The sequence below is a fragment of the Paraburkholderia kururiensis genome, from assembly GCF_034424375.1.
Taxonomy (GTDB): domain Bacteria; phylum Pseudomonadota; class Gammaproteobacteria; order Burkholderiales; family Burkholderiaceae; genus Paraburkholderia; species Paraburkholderia kururiensis_A.
Genome location: NZ_CP139965.1, coordinates 1,704,057 through 1,722,021 on the forward strand (window position 1 = coordinate 1,704,057; position 17,965 = coordinate 1,722,021).

At 66.7% G+C, this 17,965-nt stretch carries 14 protein-coding genes; 2 read left to right on the top strand and 12 right to left on the bottom strand.

The features are described from left to right. Positions 1–40: 40 nt before the first annotated feature. The 8 genes from nirB to U0042_RS07730 form a co-directional block, all read right to left on the bottom strand. On the bottom strand, positions 41–2,473 hold the full coding sequence (gene nirB / locus U0042_RS07695) for a nitrite reductase large subunit NirB (protein ID WP_114810439.1): 2,433 nt from the start codon (positions 2,471–2,473) through the stop codon (positions 41–43). A gap of 142 nt (positions 2,474–2,615) precedes the next feature. Continuing rightward, positions 2,616–3,818: a nitrate/nitrite transporter gene (locus U0042_RS07700; protein WP_114810440.1), complete on the bottom strand. Its 1,203-nt coding sequence runs from the start codon at positions 3,816–3,818 to the stop codon at positions 2,616–2,618. Positions 3,819–4,354: 536 nt separating this feature from the next. Then, complete coding sequence (locus U0042_RS07705) at positions 4,355–4,573, bottom strand: hypothetical protein (RefSeq protein ID WP_114810441.1); 219 nt, start codon at positions 4,571–4,573, stop codon at positions 4,355–4,357. Between the two features lie 216 nt (positions 4,574–4,789). Continuing rightward, positions 4,790–5,290 (bottom strand): nuclear transport factor 2 family protein, encoded by a 501-nt coding sequence (locus U0042_RS07710; RefSeq protein ID WP_114810442.1) that lies wholly within the window; start codon positions 5,288–5,290, stop codon positions 4,790–4,792. 68 nt (positions 5,291–5,358) lie between these two features. Then, positions 5,359–6,306 carry an SMP-30/gluconolactonase/LRE family protein gene (locus U0042_RS07715; RefSeq protein WP_157977804.1) on the bottom strand — a complete coding sequence of 316 codons (948 nt, stop codon included), beginning with the start codon at positions 6,304–6,306 and terminating at the stop codon, positions 5,359–5,361. A 305-nt stretch (positions 6,307–6,611) separates the two neighbouring features. Next, the gene (locus U0042_RS07720) at positions 6,612–7,043 is read right to left on the bottom strand and encodes a 2Fe-2S iron-sulfur cluster-binding protein (protein WP_114810689.1); all 432 of its coding nucleotides are present in this window, start codon (positions 7,041–7,043) and stop codon (positions 6,612–6,614) included. 55 nt (positions 7,044–7,098) lie between these two features. Further along, positions 7,099–8,229 (bottom strand): VIT1/CCC1 transporter family protein, encoded by a 1,131-nt coding sequence (locus U0042_RS07725; RefSeq protein ID WP_114810444.1) that lies wholly within the window; start codon positions 8,227–8,229, stop codon positions 7,099–7,101. Between the two features lie 360 nt (positions 8,230–8,589). Beyond that, entirely contained in the window at positions 8,590–10,596 is a 2,007-nt protein-coding gene (locus tag U0042_RS07730) for a sigma-54-dependent Fis family transcriptional regulator (RefSeq protein ID WP_114810445.1), read from the bottom strand. A 379-nt stretch (positions 10,597–10,975) separates the two neighbouring features. On the opposite strand from U0042_RS07730, the gene U0042_RS07735 reads away from it, so the two are divergent. Next, entirely contained in the window at positions 10,976–11,269 is a 294-nt protein-coding gene (locus U0042_RS07735; protein ID WP_114810446.1) for a DUF1488 domain-containing protein, read from the top strand. Positions 11,270–11,378: 109 nt separating this feature from the next. Here the strand turns inward: U0042_RS07735 and U0042_RS07740 are convergent, their stop codons facing one another. The 4 genes from U0042_RS07740 to U0042_RS07755 all read right to left on the bottom strand — a co-directional run bounded on the left by U0042_RS07740 (position 11,379) and on the right by U0042_RS07755 (position 16,506). After that, a complete protein-coding gene (locus tag U0042_RS07740) occupies positions 11,379–12,680 on the bottom strand; it encodes an NCS2 family permease (RefSeq protein ID WP_114810447.1) in 1,302 nt (433 codons plus the stop codon). A 241-nt stretch (positions 12,681–12,921) separates the two neighbouring features. Beyond that, positions 12,922–13,698: a slipin family protein gene (locus U0042_RS07745; RefSeq protein ID WP_114810448.1), complete on the bottom strand. Its 777-nt coding sequence runs from the start codon at positions 13,696–13,698 to the stop codon at positions 12,922–12,924. After that, a complete protein-coding gene (locus U0042_RS07750) occupies positions 13,695–15,413 on the bottom strand; it encodes an NfeD family protein (RefSeq protein ID WP_419150502.1) in 1,719 nt (572 codons plus the stop codon). Before U0042_RS07750 ends, U0042_RS07745 begins: the two co-directional genes overlap by 4 nt. A 61-nt stretch (positions 15,414–15,474) precedes the next feature. Continuing rightward, entirely contained in the window at positions 15,475–16,506 is a 1,032-nt protein-coding gene (locus U0042_RS07755; protein WP_114810449.1) for an AraC family transcriptional regulator, read from the bottom strand. 294 nt (positions 16,507–16,800) lie between these two features. On the opposite strand from U0042_RS07755, the gene U0042_RS07760 reads away from it, so the two are divergent. Beyond that, a complete protein-coding gene (locus U0042_RS07760) occupies positions 16,801–17,934 on the top strand; it encodes an acyl-CoA dehydrogenase family protein (RefSeq protein ID WP_114810450.1) in 1,134 nt (377 codons plus the stop codon). Positions 17,935–17,965: the final 31 nt, after the last annotated feature.

Consider the following 17,965-nt stretch of genomic DNA (forward strand, 5'->3'; position numbering starts at 1 on the left):
TACGTCATTGCGCTGCTCGTGGTGGGGCTCATGGTGCTGCTCAAGCAACCACCTTGAGCGGAATGTATTCGTGCTTGCGGGCGCCGCCGATGCGCGCTTCCCACGGATCGGGCAAGCCTTCCAGCGAATACAGCAGCCGCTCGTAGAGCGCCTTGCGGCTCGCTTCGTCTTCCACCACTTTCTTCTTCACGTAGTCCAGACCCACGCGCGCGATGTAGTGCACCGTGCGGTCGAGGTAATACGCCTCTTCGCGATAGAGCTGCAGGAATGCGCCCGTGTACTCCTTCACTTCCTCGGCGTTCTTCACCTTGACGAGGAACTGCGCCACTTCGGTGCGAATGCCGCCGTTGCCGCCCACGTAGAGTTCCCAGCCGCTATCCACGGCAATTACGCCGACGTCCTTGATGCCGGCCTCGGCGCAGTTGCGCGGGCAACCGGAGACCGCGAGCTTCACCTTGTGCGGCGACCACATGTTGGCAAGCATCGTTTCGAGATCGATGCCCATCTGCGTGCTGTTTTGCGTACCGAAGCGGCAGAACTCGCTGCCCACGCAGGTCTTCACGGTGCGGATCGACTTGCCGTACGCGTGGCCCGACTTCATGCCGAGGTCGCGCCACACGTTCGGCAGGTCTTCCTTGCGCACGCCGAGCAGGTCGATACGCTGGCCGCCCGTTACCTTGACCATCGGCACGTTGTATTTCTCGGCGACGTCGGCGATGCGGCGCAGTTCGCTCGGGTTCGTCACGCCGCCCTTCATCTGCGGCACCACGGAGAACGTGTTGTCCTTCTGGATGTTCGCGTGGACGCGTTCGTTCACGAAGCGGCTTTGCGGATCGTCCACGGCATCGCGCGGCCAGGTGGAGATCAGGTAGTAGTTGATGGCGGGGCGGCACGTGGCGCAGCCGTTGGGCGTGCGCCATTCGAGGAAATCGTAGACCTGGCGGTGCGTGAGCAGGCGGTGCTCGCGAATTGCCTTGCGCACTTCGCCGTGGTTGTGGTCGGTGCAGCCGCAGACGGCCTTCGTCTTCGGCGTTTCCTGGAAGTTCGTGCCCACCGTGTTCATCAGAATCTGCTCGACGAGGCCCGTGCACGAGCCACACGAACTCGCGGCCTTGGTGTGCTTCTTCACGTCGTCCACGGTGAAGAGGCCCTTTTCGGTGATCGCCTTGACGATGGTGCCCTTGCACACGCCGTTGCAGCCGCACACTTCGTCGCTGTCCGCCATCGCGCTGGCGCGGCTCTGGCCTTGCACGCCCGCATCGCCCACGCTCGATTCGCCGAACATGATGTGGTCGCGCAACTCGCCCAGCTTGCGGCCCTCGCGCAGCAGCTTGAAGTACCAGGCGCCGTCCGCCGTGTCGCCGTAAAGGCACGCGCCCACCAGTTGATCGTCCTTGATGACGAGCTTCTTGTAGACGCCGCCCGCGGGGTCGGAGAGCACGATTTCCTCGCAGCCGTCGCCGCCGTTGAATTCGCCGGCGGAGAAGAGGTCGATGCCCGTCACCTTCAGCTTGGTCGACAGCACCGAGCCCTTGTAGCTGCCGATGCCCATCAACGCGAGATGGTTCGCGCAGACCTTCGCCTGCTCGAAGAGCGGCGCGACGAGACCGTAGGCGATGCCGCGATGGCTCACGCATTCGCCCACGGCGTAGATGCGCGGGTCGTAGGTTTGCAGCGTGTCGTTCACCACGATGCCGCGATGGCAGTGCAGGCCGCACGATTCGGCCAGCGTCGTGTTGGGCCGAATGCCGGCGGCCATCACGACGAGGTCGGCGTCAATCGTTTCGCCGTCCTTGAACTTCACGCCGCTCACGTGGCCCGCTTCGTTGCCGAGAATCTCCGTAGTGGCCTTCGAGAGCATGAACTGCAAGCCGCGCGCTTCCAGCGAACGTTGCAGCAGCTTGCCTGCGGTGGCGTCGAGCTGGCGTTCGAGCAGCGTGTCGGCCAGATGCACCACGGTCACGTCCATGCCGCGCAGCTTGAGGCCGTTGGCGGCCTCCAGCCCCAGCAGGCCGCCGCCGATCACCACCGCGCGCTGCTTCACTTCGGCGGCGTCGATCATGGCCTGCGTGTCGTGAATGTCGCGATAGGTGATCACGCCTTCGAGCGTGTTGCCCGGCACCGGCAGGATGAACGGCACGGAACCCGTTGCGATCAGCAGGCGGTCATACGGCGCTTCGGTGCCGTCGTCCGCCAGCACGACGCGGCGCACGCGATCGATGCGCTCGACGGTCTTGCCCAGATGCAGGCGAATGCCTTGCTCCGCATACCATTCGAGCGGGTTGAGCACGATGTCCTTGAACGTCTGCTCGCCCGCGAGCACAGGCGAAAGCAGGATACGGTTGTAGTTCGGATGCGGCTCCGCGCCGAACACCGTGATGTCGTACTGGTCGGGGGCGATCGCAAGCAGCTCTTCGAGCGTGCGGATACCGGCCATGCCGTTGCCGATCACGACGAGTCGGGGCTTGTTCATGCTGAATCTCCTGCGAGTGCGGGTAGAGCGGGTGGAACGGCTCGATGCTTGACGGAATGCAATGGGGTGCAGCGGCGGAGTGCAGGTGCCGCGTATCGAGGCGCATGCACTCCACTGCGTGTCTATGTGTATGAGGCCTGCATCAGACGCGCGCGGCGGCCACCGACCACGCGTTGCGCCAGCGGTGCTTCACGTTGCTCATGCCGGCCCAGCCGAGTGCGGCAAGGCACGCGAAGAGCCAGAGGCCCGCGGAGTAGGAACCGGTGGCCTGCTTGATGGTGCCGAGGCTCGCGGCGAGCGCGAAGCCGCCCACGCCGCCCGCCATGCCGATCAGGCCTGTCATCACGCCGATGTCCTTCCCGAAGCGCTGCGGCACGAGCTGGAACACCGCGCCGTTGCCGGCGCCGAGGCACAGCATCGCGGCGATGAACAGCAGCACCGTGGGCAGCGGGCCGCCCACATTGAAGCCCGCCGTGCCGATCAGCACGGCGACGGATGCGAACACCGTGAGCAGCGAACGCGTGCCGCCGATGCGGTCGGCCATCAGTCCGCCGATGGGGCGCATGACCGAGCCCGCGAACACGCACGCGGCCGCAGCCCAGCCGGCGATCTTCGGGTCGAAGGCGAACTGGTCGTGGAAGTAGCCGGGCAGGGCGCTCGCGAAGCCGGAGAAGCCGCCGAACGTGAGCGAGTAGAAGAACATGAACCACCACGAGTCGCGGTTGCCGAGCATGCGCGCGTAGTCGCCCAGTCGCTTCTTCACGACCACGCCCGGCGCGTCTTTCGCGAAGGCCGTGTAGTAGATCAGCACGGCGGCGACGGGAATGCACGCGATGCCGAACACGTTCTGCCAGCCGAACGCCACGGCGAGCGCGGGCGCGAAGAGGGCCGCGAGCACCGTGCCGGAGTTGCCCGCACCGGCAATGCCCATCGCCGTGCCTTGCTGATGCGGCGGATACCAGCGCGAGGCGAGCGGCAACGCGACGGCGAACGACGCGCCCGCCACGCCGAGCAGCACGCCGAGGAAGAGCGCCTGACCGAGCGAATGCACGCCGATCTGCCAGGCGCCCACGAGCGTCGCGATCACGATAGCCTGGCCCAGCAGACCTGCGCGCTTCGCGCCGATGCGGTCCGCGAGCAGGCCCATGAACACGCGCAGAATCGCGCCCGCCAGAATCGGCGTGGCGACCATCAGCGCGCGTTGCTGCGTGGAGAGTGCGAGGGTTTGAGCGATCTGGATCTGCAGCGGTCCGAGCAGATACCAGACCATGAAGCTCAGATCGAAGTACAGGAACGCCGAGAGGAGCGTGGGGGTGTGGCCATTGCGCCAGAAGCTGCGGTCCATGTGAGTTCCGTCGTTGGATCGCTCGCCGTGTGCGTGTTCAGACTGTTGAACGCGCTGCACCGGTTGCGACGAACGTCGAACGCCATTGCCCGACCGAAGTGTTTCTGGATGAGCCGCGCGCCTGCGTGCTGCGTCGCGTGTGGGCTCATGCCGCCCTGCGCCGTTGCAGGGGACGCGCATCGCTATGCAACGGCCGTGCCATCTTGCACGAAACCCCTCAGAGCCTTATTCCATAAGGGTTCGCGCATATCGGCCCGGAACCGGATATTGCACCGCAGCAGTGCGCGGCACCGGCGAGAGGCACTCCTGCGGTGCGATGCGTTGCAGTGAAGTGCAGGCGAGCGCCTGCAGGGCCGGTTGCCTCGAAACATGAACGGTGCTGCGTGAAGCGCGGGGAAAACGGGGAGCGGGATGAAGCAGGAGGACGTGCGTTCCGTTGCCGTGAGAGGCACCGGATGCAGCGAAAAGAGGGGAAGCGGGAAGCGCGCGGCACGATGATGCGTCGCGCGCGGGGATGGGCCGCGAGGTGCCGTCGGTCAGCTCGTCGTCTCGGGCATGCGCTTTTTCAGTTCGTTCGAGGCGGCGAGCGGAATGCGCGCGTCGTCCCACTCGCGCAGCCATTCCACTTCACGCGCGGTGAAGACCTGGCCGTAGTTGCGCAGGGCGTACTGCAGCGAATCGATGATGTGATTGCGGATGATCTCGGGCGTGCGCTGGTCGTCTAGCACCGCACGGAACGCTTCGAGCGTGGCCATGGTCGTTGCTCCTGTTGCTGTTGGGGCCACGCGCAGGCGAATGAAGGTCATGAGCGTGCGCGCGGACCGTGATGCGATCCGCGCTTTATCGCACGTCAATAGTCGGGAGACAAACGGAAAAAAATCAGGCGCCCGCGAATGTGCCGGTGGGTGGGCGTGTTCGAGGACGTTCATTCCACGCCGCACGCCGAATCCGACTAGCGACTATGCGGCCCTCTACTCCGCAGGCACGGGAACAATCGAAGAGATGCGCCAGCCCATGCCGGTACGAAGCGCCACTTCGTACATGAGGAATCGGCCCGTCGTGGCGGAGGCCGGCGACTTTCCGGACGTGATCAGGGCGGGCGCGTAGAGCTGCGCGACGTCGTCGCTGAGGGGAAGTATCTTGATGTTGCCGGTCTCCGGTTCGAATTTCCAGACGCCCTTGAAGGTCTCGCGGAAGTGATCCAGCAAGGCGGTTCTGCCCCAGATGCGGTAGGGACGCGCGACGAGTGCCACGGGATCGGATTCGCCCGGCGAAGAAGAGACGAAGACGCTCGCGAACTCCGTGAGGTCGTGCGTGGTCGCGGCATGGGCCTGGCGCAGGAAGAGCGTTCTGATTTCCTGCTGATCGCCGTCGGTGAAGTGCTGGGCCGCTGCCGCGGTTTGCGCGTATGTCGCGGGAAGCGCGGCGACGAGCAGCGAAAAAACGGCAGACCTGAAGCCATTCCGATTCATGATGCGAACTCCTTTGATGGGACATTGACGACAGCGGCGGTCCATTGCGCAGTGCGGTCGCGCTGCGCTCACGGGCCGACCGGATTCGGGACTTGCAGCAATGCGCCGCGCTTCGCGCCGTCGGCTTCGTCCGGTATTGCGGTGACGAATACTGACCTGCCGTCCGGCGCGATCGCAAGATTCGAATGATGGGCGAGCGGGAGTCGCACGGCTTCGCGCAGTCGGCCGTCGGCGGCGAAGACGGCAAAGCCGCCGCCATCGTATTGCGCGACGAATACGTTGCCGTGGGCGTCGGTGCGTACGCCGTCGGGTGTGAACCGCGTGTTGGCCGCGAGCGGGCCGAACGCGGTTTGCGCCGCGAACAGGCGGCGATGCGAGAGTTGTGCGGAGCCGCGGATGGTGAACGCGAGAACGCGTGCCGCGTCGCTCTCCGCCACGTAGAGCGTGCCGTTGTCAGGGGACACGGCCACGCCGTTGGCATAGCGGATGCCGGTCGCTACCTCGCGCACGTGATGCGCGGTATCGCGGTAGAACACCTTGCCGGGCGTATCGGCCGAGCCCGATGCCGTGAAGTACACGCCGCCGTGGTGGTCCGCCGTCAGGTCGTTCGGGTGGATGAGCGGGTTGCCGGCGTCGTCGGTATTTATCTCGCGGAGGGTTCGCCCGTCCGTGGTGATCTCGACAATGGCGCCGCTGTCGTAGCACGCCACCAGCAGGCCATCGCCGCTCGGAGCGAGACCGTTCGCGCCGCAACCGTCGCGTTGCCATACGCGCTGCGCCTCGCCGCCGACGATGCGCAGCACTTCCGACCGGCCGTAGTCGACGAAATAGAGCGTCGTGCCGACAAACACCGTGCCTTCGGGAAATTGCAGACCGTCGACGATGGTTCTGGCTGTGGCTGTCGGCGTTGCGACTGGCTGCGCCTGGATGGGCGCGAAGGGCAGCAGACCCAGTACGCCGACCATGATGCTTCGAGCGAAATGCACGCAGGCATTCGTGAGGCCCTCGCTGTTCATTCGACTCCTCTTGTCCGGTGATTGCCGGTTCGGCCGGAGGACCGGCGGCATCGCGGCGAGCAGCGTAACGATGACGCATGTCGTCGGCGTTTGAACACGCCTGTCGCAAAGAACAGCATGGCTGTACCAAACAGCCGGGACGGGGTCGCGCAGGCGACCGGCGGAAGTGGGCGGCGCCTTGGGTCGTTGAACGTGGGGGGAGGTGCCCAGGCGCGGGCCGTCGCGATAGGGCAGCGGACTTTGTTCGCGGGCCGCGCCGCTTCTGAACGGCGTTAGACGGAAAGCGGCAACGACGCGCGCCGGCGCTAGCGCCCGTTTTCGTTTCGCTTGCCGGGTGGGCTCGCATCGAGGTCCACGGCGCCGGGCGCCTCGATCACGAGATCGGTCTCTGCAACGGCCACGCAAGGCAGGATGTAGCCTTCGGCCTTCTCTTCGGCCGAAAGACCCGGCCATTCGATCGTATGGCGCACCTTGCCTTCGATCACGCGGCACAGGCACGTGCGGCACGTGCCGTTGCGGCACGAACGCGGCAGCCGCAGATTCGCGAAGCCGGCGGCTTCGAGCACGGTGAGCGTGTCCGGCGCCTCGAAGACGCGGCCGAGCGGTTCCACGCGAACGTGTGGGACGGCCGCGTCGCGATGCTCGTCTGTTCGATCGGCAGGAGCGGGCGCGCTTTCGTTTGCGTTTGCGCTTTTTGGGGCTCCGCTTGTGGCGCCGTCGGTGTCATGCGGATTCATGCGGTGCTTCACGTCGTTGCTGTTCAATTACGCCTGGCCTGCTCACGAAATCCGGTCACGAAATCGACACGCCGAGCAGCCGCCCCGCGCCGAACGTGAAGGCGGCTGCAATCAGCCCGATCACGATCTGGCGACCCGCCGAAAAGAGCGCGCCGCGTCCGTTGAACAGCGAAGTGAACACGCCCACGGCGGCGAGCCCGAAGCCCGCCAGCGCCACGCATTGCACGATGGCCGACATGCCGTGCGCCCACAGGAAAGGCATGGCCGGAAAGATGGCGCCCAGCGAAAAGAGGCAAAACGAGACGCCCGCCGCCGTCCACGGATTGCCGCCCAGTTCCGCAGGGTCGAGCCCGAGTTCTTCGCGCGTGAGCGTATCGAGCGCCTTGTCCTTGTCGCGCATGATCTGCGCGGCCACGCGGCGGGCTTCGTCGGCGTCCACGCCCTTGGCCTGGTAGATCAGCGCGAGTTCGTGCCGTTCGGCGTCGGGCGTCTGCTCGATTTCGTCGGACTCCTTCGCGATCTGCGTGCGCGCCAGTTCGCGCGCGTTCGTGACGGACAGCCATTCGCCGAGCGCCATCGAACACGCACCCGCGATCAGGCCGGCGAGGCCGGTGAGCAGGATCGTGCGGTTCGCCGCGCCTGCGCCGGCCACGCCCATGATGAGGCAGAAGTTCGAGACGAGGCCGTCGTTGGCGCCCAGCACGGCGGCGCGCAGATCGTTGCCGGAGGTCACGCCTTTGTGCCACGACTCGGCGGCCGCAATCTGCGCGCCCTTCGACATGCCCTCCGCGTTCTGACCGTCCACCACGGCGCGCACGACGTCGGCGTGGTGCTGTTCTTCTGCCGAGAGCTTTTCGGCGCCGGGCTGGTGCGCGTACTTGTTGCGGTCGGCGTACTCCGCGGCGGCCAGCGTCGGCAACACGAAGGCCGGGCCGAACGTGCGGGTGAGCGTGCGCATCAGGTGCGTCTTGATGCTGTGCCGATGCGCCCGCACGCGCACGCCGTTGGCCCGCAGCTTGTCGGACCAGACCTGCGCGTGCTCGCGCTCGGAGGCCGCGAGCTGTTCGAACACGCTGCGGCGCGCGGGGTCTTTTTCGACCTGGGCAAGGGTTTCGTAGACGGCGGCGCTGTCGAGTTCGTCGGCGAGGTTCCGGCGATAGCGCTTGAGTTCGTGTCGGGAGGCCATGGCTTGGGTTCGGGCAGGTTCGGGCGCAAGCTTAACGCACGTGCGGCAAACCCGCTGCTACGGTGCCGTGCCGTGCCGTGCCGTGCCGTGCCGGGGCGTGGCATGGTTTCCGTTTGACCAGGCTGTCGCTTCACGCCCGGAACTGCGTGTATGCGGTGGTGCCCCTCTGCGTCGGCGCTGTCGGCGTTCGGGCTGATTTGCGGCCGGGCGGCTTGGGCCCTGCGCCCTGTGCTGCCTTGCCCCTGCCTGCACGTGGCCTTGCCTCGTCCGGGCGTGCGGGGCCGGCCCCGCTGCGTGCGGCCTCGTACGGCTTCGTACGTGCAGCGCGCGCCCCAACGAGCGCTGCACGTGGCCGCCGCTTCAGTGGGCCGTGCGCTTGCGCAGATGCCGGTAGACCGTATTTCTTGCGAGCCCGAGTTCGCGTGCCGCCGCCGACACGTTCCCGCCCAGCCGCGCCAGCGTGGCTTCGACGAGCGCCGCCTGCCAGTCCTGCAGACGTCCGGACGCCAATGCCTGATGCGCCTGATCGTTCGCCGCGCGGACCTCGGCGGCGGGCGCAGCGTGAAGGGGGTCCGCAACGGCGAGGGTCGCAGGCTCGCAGTCCTCGAAGAAGTCTTCGGGCAGGTGCTCGAGGCCGATCGCGTCTTCGCCCTCGGCCATGATGCTCGCCGTGCGCAGCACGTTGGCGAGCTGGCGCAGGTTGCCGGGCCAGCGGCAGCGTGCGAAGCAGTCCAGTACATCTGCACTGACGCGTTTCGGTGCATGCGGGTGAGTGCACTGGTTTTCCAGGATGCGGGTGACGAGCACCGGCAGATCCGTGCGTTCGCGCAGGGCCGGCAGCGTCACGGCAAGGCCGTTGATCCGGTAATAGAGGTCTTCTCGGAACGTGCCCGCCGCGATCATCTCGCGCAGATTGCGGTGCGTGGCGCAGACGATGCGCAGGTCCACGGGCACCGCGCGGGTGCCGCCGAGCGGCACGACGGTGCGTTCCTGCAGAACGCGCATCAGGCGTACCTGTTGGGCGAGCGGCATGTCGCCGATTTCATCGAGAAATAAAGTGCCGCCGTCGGCCTGCACGATCTTGCCGGTGTTGCCGCGCTTCTTCGCGCCCGTGAACGCGCCGTCTTCGTAGCCGAACAGCTCGGCTTCGATCAACGTGTCCGGCAGCGACGCGCAGTTCACCGCGACGAACGGGCCGTCCGCGCGCGGCGAATCCTGGTGGATGGCGCGGGCCAGCCATTCCTTGCCCGTGCCGGTGCGGCCGAGCACCAGCACCGGAATGTCGCGTCCCCGCACCTTTTCGACGCGGCGCAGGACATCGGCCATGCGGGCGTCGCCCGTGTCGAGCGAGGCGAGTGTTACCGCTGGGCCACCCGGCGTGCCCTGCGCCGCGGATGCAACGGGCCGCACCGCGGCCTCGCGCGAGACGACGCGCGGTGCCGTCGCCGTTGCGCGTGGCACGGCAAACTCGCCGCGCGCGATCACGCGCACGCCGCTCGGCAGCGTCAACGTGAGGCAGGCGCCGGGCGCCTGCGCCGCGTGCTGGAGCAGCACCGGAAACGGCACGCCGAACAGGGCGGCAAACGGCTGCCGCTGCAGCGCCGCGAGCGGCTGGCCCAGCTGGAACAGGGCGCTGCGGTTCGCGGAAAGCAGCGTGCCGTCCGGCGTGAACGCGGCCAGCCCTTCATACAGGGTGCCGATGAATTCGGCGTGCGCATGAAAGCGCACGCGCACGGCGTCGGCGAACTGGTTGGCGAACAGGTGGTTCTCGATCATCTGCGCCGACATCCGCACGAGTGCCAGCGTGTGCTTGTGGGCGCCGCGCGTGTCGCCGCTCACGTCCAGTGCGCCGATGGCCTCGCCGAACGGGTCCACGATGGGCGTGCAGGAGCAGGTGAGGATGTGGTTGGCGCGCAGGAAGTGCTCGCCACCGTGGACGATGGTGGGCTGCCCGTCCACGAGCGCCGTGCCGATCGCATTCGTGCCGCGGTCGCTTTCGGCCCACGAAACGCCGGGGCAGAGCGCGACGCGCCGGGCTTTCTCGATGAAGTCGTTGTCGCCGAGGCTGTGCAGGATCACGCCGTGGCGGTCCGTGAGCAGCACCATGCTTTGCGTGTCGACGATCTGCGCATGCAGCGTTTCCATGACCGGCAGTGCATGCGCATAGAGCGACTGATTACGCTCGATCAACTCGCGCAGCGCGAGCGGCGCAAGGGGCTGGAAGTCGGGCGTTTCGCCGGTATGCAGGCCGACTTCGCGCGAACGCGCGTGCGCCTGCGCGATGACGTCGGTACGGCGGGCCGATATCGCGAAAGGTTGTGTCACTGCGTGTCTCCAGTTCGTGCGGCGCGCGGCAGCGAAGTGCATGGCTGCGTCCGGTCTCGCGTGCTGCACCGCGCAATGTCGGTGCGGCAAAGGCGCGCGCAGGTCAGCGTTCATCTTACAGGACGGGTCGCCGCGCACGGCCCCGCTGGGCGCCGTGGCGCGTCGGGGTATGCCCTGGTTCGGGCGTGCGACAGGGTGCCCGCACCGAAGCTGCATTCGATTGCATCGCCCGTGCAGTGCACGTTCCCGGCATGGCTCCGGTGGGCCACCGAGGCCTTTCGCCAGGCCATCACGCAAAACTTGCGGGTTGCTGCAACTCGTCTAAAGTGAATGGATCGAGCGACGGGCGTCCGTCTGTCGCCCGGTCTTGAAGGCGCATGCGCGCAGCCCCGATGACCCGTGAATCGAAGGCGACCTCACCATGCAGATCATTTTCCCGAAAGAACCTCCTGAGTATTGCGGGCCTGAACTCACGCTGGCGTTTGCTGCGATGGTGGATGGCGAGCGGCTGGAATGCGTGATTACGGCCGAGGCGCTGGAAGATCACTTTGGTGCAGAGTCCACGCGTGCCGAGGACATGCTGGGCGCCTTCGACGCGCACCGCGAACGCATCGAGGCGGCCACGCGCCGGCTGCTCTCCGAAACGCGTGGGCGGTGCGCCGTGCTGCGCAGCGGCTACGTGCGGTTTTACGAGGCGAACGTGCGGCCGTCCTGATCGGCGTTGCAGCGCCGTTGCCTGTTGCCCGAATGCCGTGCGGCAAAAAAAAGAAGCACCCCTTGGGGTGCTTCCGTTTATCGCGCGCGCTTCGGTACACGCCGGTCGGCTACTCCGCTCCAAGATAGAAAAAGCGGAACAGGAACACCGCGGCGATGATCCACACCACCAGCTTGACCTGCCGCGCCTGGCCCGTCAGCAGCTTGAGCCCTGCGTACGAGATGAAGCCGAACGCCACGCCGTTGGCGATCGAGTATGTGAAGGGCATGAGCAGCGCTGTGAGCGAGGCCGGCACGGCTTCCGTCGCATCTTCCCAGGGCAGTTCCACCATTTCGCGCAGCATCAGGCACGACACGTAGAGCAGCGCAGGCGCGGTCGCGTAACCCGGCACGACGCCCGCCAGCGGTGCCACGAAGAGGCATGCGAGAAACAGCACGGCCACCGTGATGGCCGTCATGCCCGTGCGGCCGCCGGCCTGCACGCCCGAAGCGCTTTCGATATACGCCGTGGTGGACGACGTGCCGAGCACGGATCCGGCGAGAATCGCGGTGCTGTCCGCGAGCAACGCGCGGTTCAGGCGGTGCATCTTGCCGTGCACGAGCAGGCCCGCACGATTCGCGACACCCATCAGCGTGCCCGTTGCATCGAAGAGCTCGACGAGGAAGAACACGAGAATCACGTTCAGGATGCCCGACGAAAGCGCGCCGCGAATATCGAGCTGAAAGAGCGTGGGCGAAATGGAGGGCGGTGCGGAGAACACGCCGTGGAACTGGTTGCCGCCGAAGAAGAAGCTAAGCACCGTGACGCCCACGATGCCGATCAGGATCGCGCCGCGCACACGCAGGAAGTCGAGCGTCACGATCACGAAGAAGCCGATGATCGCGAGCACCACATGCGGGTTGTGCAGGTCGCCGAGCGCTACCAGCGTGGCCGGGTTGCCCACCACGACGCCCGAGGTCTTCAGCGAAATGATGGCGAGGAAGAGGCCGATGCCGCCCGTAATCGCCACGCGTATGGAATGGGGAATGCCATTGACGATCACCTCGCGCACGCGGATCAGCGTGACGATCATGAAGAGGCAACCCGAGATGAACACGGCGCCCAGCGCGGCCTGCCACGTGAAGCCCATGCCCTTCACCACCGTGTAGGCGAAGTACGCATTGAGGCCCATGCCGGGCGCGAGCGCGATGGGGTAGTTCGCGTAGAGGCCCATCACGAGCGAAGCGAGCGCCGCCACGAGGCAGGTGGCCACGAACACGGACTCTTTCGGCATACCCGCGTCGCCCAGAATCGCCGGGTTCACGAAGATGATGTAGGCCATCGTGAGGAAGGTCGTGAAGCCCGCGAGCAATTCGGTGCGCAGGGTGGTGCCCGCTTCGTCGAAGCCGAAATAGCGCTTGATGGAGTCCATGAAGAAAGGCCTCTTGGATGGGTTTCGTGGATGCTTGATGTGGCCATGCGAACGTGTCGTGCGGCGTGCGTCAGCCAGCCGGAACGCCTGGCCGGGCACGGCCGTTGCGGCCGGCCGCATGCGCGGCGGCGCGCGCCGCCCTGTCACGGGCGGCATTGTAATCAGGATTGCGTGCGGCGTGCGGGATATGTTGGCAACGCGCGCAACACGGCCGTGAGTGCCGCCTTGAACGCGGGCCCGCTCAGCCTTGCGGCGGCCTCGGGCCCCAGCGGTCCAGCACGTGCTGCAGCACGTCGATGGGCAGGGGAAATACGATGGTCGAATTCTTGTCCGCGGCGATGGTGGTGAGCGTCTGCAGATAGCGCAGCTGCATGGCCTGCGGTTGCTGCGCGAGCATCTGTGCGGCTTGCAGCAGCTTTTCGGAAGCCTGCAATTCGCCTTCGGCATGAATCACCTTGGCGCGGCGTTCGCGCTCCGCCTCCGCCTGGCGTGCGATGGCGCGGATCATCGTTTCGTTGATGTCCACGTGCTTGATCTCGACGTTGGATACTTTGATGCCCCACGCGTCCGTTTGCGCGTCGAGCACCTTCTGGATGTCCGCGTTCAACTGCTCGCGTTCCGCCAGCAGTTCGTCCAGTTCGTGCTTGCCGAGCACGGCGCGCAGAATGGTCTGCGAAAGCTGACTGGTCGCCTCGAAGTAGCGCGCCACCTGAATCACGGCGCGTTCGGGGTCCACCACGCGAAAGTAGACCACCGCGTTGACCTTCACGGACACGTTGTCGCGCGTAATGACGTCCTGCGGCGGCACGTCGAACACGACGGTGCGCAGGTCGATCTTCACGACCTGCTGCACGACGGGGACGATCAGCACGAGCCCCGGTCCCTTCACTTTCCAGAAGCGCCCGAGCAGGAATACGACGCCGCGTTCGTACTCGCGGAAGATGCGTATCGACGAAGCAACGAGCAGGATCAGCAGCACGATCAGGATGCTGCCGAAGCCGAAGGTGAATCCCATCATGAACGTTCTCCTTGTTGTAGAGGCGATGCATGGGGTGCCGATGTCGGTGCCTGCGCGTGCGCGCTGGCTTGCATGGACCCGACACCCGTGTTCCTGCCCGGTGACGGCGATGGTCCCGCCGTGTGCGACGCTTCGCGCGCAGGCTCCACCGTGAGCATGAGTCCCTGGCGGCCCGTCACGCGCACTTCGCTTCCCGCGGCAAGCGGTTCGGTGCAGCGCACGCGCCAGCGCTCGCCATGAATGCGCGCCCAGCCTTCGGCCGCCGCTCCCGTCCCGTCCATGTCCTTCGTTGCGAGGCCCTCGTCCAGCACCACGCCGACGCTGCCGATCAATGCTTCCGAACCCGTCACCACGGGCCGTCGCCGCGCCTTGAGCGCGACGCTCGATACCGTGAAGACGAAGAGCACGCTGAACGCGGTGAGCGCGGCGATCATGGGCAACGGAATGCCGAAGCCGGGCGCCTCGGTGTCCATCAACATCAGCGCGCCGATGACGAAGGCCACGATGCCGCCGAAGCCGAGCGTGCCGAACGTCGGCAGAAAGGCTTCGGCAATCAGGAACGCGAGCCCCAGAAAAATGAGCCCGAGGCCCACGTAGTTGATGGGCAGCAGTTGCAACGCGAAGAGCCCCACCAGCAGGCTGATGGCCCCGGCCACGCCCGGCAGCACGAAGCCGGGGTTCGCGAACTCGAAGAAGAGCCCGTACATGCCGATCATGAGCAGGATGAGGGCGACGTTCGGGTCCGTGATGACGGAGAGGAAACGGCTGCGCCAGTCGGGCGCGAGCGTAAGCAGAGGCGCGTTTGCCGTGGCCAGCGTGACCTCGCCCGTGGCCGTGGGCACGCGACGGCCGTTCAGTACGCGTAGCAGCTCGGGCACGTCGCGCGCGGTGACGTCGACTACTTTTTGCGCGAGCGCCTCGTTCGCGGAAAGGCTCACCGCTTCGCGTACTGCGCGCTCGGCCCAGTCGGCGTTGCGCCCACGCAGCTGGGCGAGCCCGCGGATGTAGGCGGCTGCGTCGTGAACCTGCTTGCGTGTTTCGGTTGCGCGTTCGTCGGTGGCGAGCGGCTGTTTCGCGTCGCTCGGAGGCTGGCGCTGCGGCTCGGTGACGCCCATGCCGATCTGGATGGGTGTGGCCGCGCCCAGGTTGGTGCCGGGCGCCATGGCCGCAATGTGGCTCGCGTAGACGATGTAGGTGCCCGCGCTCGCCGCGCGTGCGCCGCCGGGCGCGATGAAGGTGGCAACGGGCACGGGCGAGGCGAGGATCGCCTTGATGATCTGCCGCATCGATGTGTCGAGGCCGCCCGGCGTGTCGAGCTGAATGACGGCGAGCTGGGCGTGGTCGTGCGCGGCGCGGGCGAGCCCGCGCACGATGAAGTCCGCACTGGCCGGGCCGATGGCGCCGGCCACGGGAATCACGACGACAGGCGCGGGTGCTGTGGCCGCAGCGACGTTCGTATCGATGGCCGCATTCGCAGGGGCACCGATCAACAATGGCGCCGTGAGTGAAAACCCGTAGAGGAGCCGGGCGAGCCGCGGCGTGCGGCGCGACGACGCAATGCGCGCGAGCCGCGCGAAGGGCGCAGCCAGCACACATAGCGCGAACCCAACGCAGCGTGACAGATGCTCGACACGCAGGAAACACCGGAAAGCGGCCCCGCGCGCTTCATGCGCGAGGCGCGGCGAACGGCGCGAAGAGACGGGCAGCGTGCGCATCGCTGGCGGCCGGCACGCGTTTTTGGCGGCGCCGGCCGGAAAAGGGATGACGTTCTAAAGCTTAGTCCGATTCGGCGCGTTGCGTGCGTGCCAGCCGGTAATCCGTGGGCCGCATGCCGGTCCATTTGCGAAACGCGCGGTGAAAGGCGCTCGGTTCCGCGAAGCCCACGGCGGCGGCAATGTCCGCGATCGTGCGCGACGTGTCCTGCAGTTCGCCGATGGCGATGTCGCGGCGCAGGTCGTCCTTGATGGACTGATAGGTATGGCCTTCCTGCTTGAGGCGCCGGCGCAGCGTGGCTTCGGCCACGTTGAGGCGCTCGGCCATGGACCCGGCGTCGGGCCACGCGGACATGGGCAACGCGCGCAGCGTCTTGCGCACGCGCGCGGCAAACGACCCCGGATTGCGATACTTCACGACGAAGCTGCCCGGCGCGTCGCGCAGAAACGTCTTGACCGAGCGCGCCGTCTGGATCACGGGCAATTCGAGAAACGCAGGCGAAAGGTCGACGTACGACGCCTCCTGGCAGAACGCCATGTCGTCGCAGAACATCAGGCGGTACTCGTGCTCGGCGGGCGGCGCCGCGCAGCGAAAGCGCGCGCACAGAAGCGGAATGCGCCGGCCCACGAGCCAGCAGACGAGCCCATAGACCATGATGAACCACGTGGCATACGCGAACATCTTCGGCTCCGCGGTGCCGGGCCGGTGCGCGAAAACGAGACGCACGCGGGCCGCGTCGGGCTCCACGCGCACCGCGAGGTCGTCGAGCACGAGCCGCATGAAGTTCACCGCGCGCTGCAACGCCTGCTTGCCCGTGCTCGCCGTGAGCGCCGCGTGCGTCATCGCGATGAAGCTGCCGTAACGCATGGGATGCGCGTCCTGGCCGAAGAACTCGTCGTCGAGCGCACGCGCAATGCCCACCCACAGCGCGCCGTACTGCGCCGACGACACGCGGCTCTTCGGCGACGCCAGCATCTGCGGGGCGATCCCGGCGGCCGCGACGAGCGGCAGCACGTCGAGTCCGCGTGCGCGCGCGAGCGCCAGCGTTTCCTCCACGAGGCTCATCGAGATCGTGCCTTTTTCGTTTTTCTTCATCGTCTTCGGGTCAAGGTCTGCATGGGCGCGCCGGGCGCCCGCGGCATGGCAAATCCGCTCACGCCGATTGATCGAAGCGGGCATCGAAGCGGCGCACGCGCGTGCCTACACTCCTTCCCAACCGGAACCACATCAAGCGGCGCCACGGCGCGAACACGGCGGCCCGCGCGAGGGCGAGACAGTTTAAAGCGCCGGCACAGCGCGCGCCATGTTCGCGCATGCGCGGCATTCAGCGTGGCATCCGGCGTGGCATCAAGCACGCCGCACCGGCATCGAACAGACAGGAGCCAGCCGATGGACGATTTCTATACCGACGAGCAACGCATGATCCGCGACGCCGCGCGCGAATTCGCTGCCGAACGTCTCGCGCCTCACGCGGCGCAATGGGATCGCGACGGCGCGTTGCCCGACGAGGTGGTCGAGCAGATGGGCGAACTGGGCCTGCTCGGCATGATGGTGCCTGCGGAATGGGGCGGCTCGTACACCGACTACGTGGCGTATGCGCTCGCGCTCGAAGAGATCGCCGCCGGCTGCGCCGCGTGCGCCACGATGATGAGCGTGCACAACTCGGTGGGCTGCGGGCCCATCCTGAATTTCGGCACGCCGGCGCAGAAAGACCGCTACCTGCACGATCTGGCCACGGGACGCACCATCGGCGCGTTTTGCCTGACCGAGCCGCAGGCGGGTTCCGAAGCCAACAACCTGCGCACGCGCGCCGTGTTGCGCGACGGCCAGTGGGTGCTCAACGGCAGCAAGCAGTTCGTCACGAACGGTGCGCGCGCGAGCGTGGCCATCGTGTTCGCGGTGACGGACCCGGACCTCGGCAAGCGCGGCATCTCGGCCTTCATCGTGCCCACCCGCACGCCGGGGTTCAACGTGGGCCGCCCGGAGCACAAGCTGGGCATTCGCGCATCGGACACGTGTCCCGTTTCGCTCGACGATTGTGCGGTGCCGCAGGCGAACCTGCTGGGCGAGCGTGGCGAGGGGCTCAAGATCGCGCTCGCGAATCTGGAGGGCGGGCGTATCGGCATCGCGGCGCAGGCCGTGGGCATTGCACGCGCCGCATTCGACGCGGCCCGTGCCTACGCGAGCGAGCGCATCCAGTTCGGCAAGGCGTTGCGCGAGCATCAGACCATCGCCAACATGCTCGCGGACATGGCCACGCGCCTCAACGCCGCGCGGTTGCTCGTGCATCACGCGGCACGCTTGCGCACGGCCGGCAAACCGTGTCTTTCGGAGGCGTCGCAGGCGAAACTCTATGCGTCCGAACTGGCCGAAGAGGTGTGTTCGAAGGCGCTGCAGATTCACGGCGGTTACGGTTATCTCGCCGACTATCCGGTGGAGCGTCACTATCGCGACGCGCGCATCACGCAGATCTACGAAGGCACGAGTGAGGTGCAGCGAATGGTGATCGCGCGCCACGTATAGAAGAAAGAGCCTTGAAAAAAGGCCTCAAAAT

Excerpts from the sequence above, each read along its gene's own strand:
- nirB (WP_114810439.1), bottom strand. The coding sequence starts at position 2,473 with ATGAACAAGCCCCGACTCGTCGTGATCGGCAACGGCATGGCCGGTATC.
- U0042_RS07700 (WP_114810440.1), bottom strand. The coding sequence starts at position 3,818 with ATGGACCGCAGCTTCTGGCGCAATGGCCACACCCCCACGCTCCTCTCG.
- U0042_RS07705 (WP_114810441.1), bottom strand. The coding sequence starts at position 4,573 with ATGGCCACGCTCGAAGCGTTCCGTGCGGTGCTAGACGACCAGCGCACG.
- U0042_RS07710 (WP_114810442.1), bottom strand. The coding sequence starts at position 5,290 with ATGAATCGGAATGGCTTCAGGTCTGCCGTTTTTTCGCTGCTCGTCGCC.
- U0042_RS07715 (WP_157977804.1), bottom strand. The coding sequence starts at position 6,306 with ATGAACAGCGAGGGCCTCACGAATGCCTGCGTGCATTTCGCTCGAAGC.
- U0042_RS07720 (WP_114810689.1), bottom strand. The coding sequence starts at position 7,043 with ATGAATCCGCATGACACCGACGGCGCCACAAGCGGAGCCCCAAAAAGC.
- U0042_RS07725 (WP_114810444.1), bottom strand. The coding sequence starts at position 8,229 with ATGGCCTCCCGACACGAACTCAAGCGCTATCGCCGGAACCTCGCCGAC.
- U0042_RS07730 (WP_114810445.1), bottom strand. The coding sequence starts at position 10,596 with ATGCACTTCGCTGCCGCGCGCCGCACGAACTGGAGACACGCAGTGACA.
- U0042_RS07735 (WP_114810446.1), top strand. The coding sequence starts at position 10,976 with ATGCAGATCATTTTCCCGAAAGAACCTCCTGAGTATTGCGGGCCTGAA.
- U0042_RS07740 (WP_114810447.1), bottom strand. The coding sequence starts at position 12,680 with ATGGACTCCATCAAGCGCTATTTCGGCTTCGACGAAGCGGGCACCACC.
- U0042_RS07745 (WP_114810448.1), bottom strand. The coding sequence starts at position 13,698 with ATGATGGGATTCACCTTCGGCTTCGGCAGCATCCTGATCGTGCTGCTG.
- U0042_RS07750 (WP_419150502.1), bottom strand. The coding sequence starts at position 15,413 with ATGCGCACGCTGCCCGTCTCTTCGCGCCGTTCGCCGCGCCTCGCGCAT.
- U0042_RS07755 (WP_114810449.1), bottom strand. The coding sequence starts at position 16,506 with ATGAAGAAAAACGAAAAAGGCACGATCTCGATGAGCCTCGTGGAGGAA.
- U0042_RS07760 (WP_114810450.1), top strand. The coding sequence starts at position 16,801 with ATGGACGATTTCTATACCGACGAGCAACGCATGATCCGCGACGCCGCG.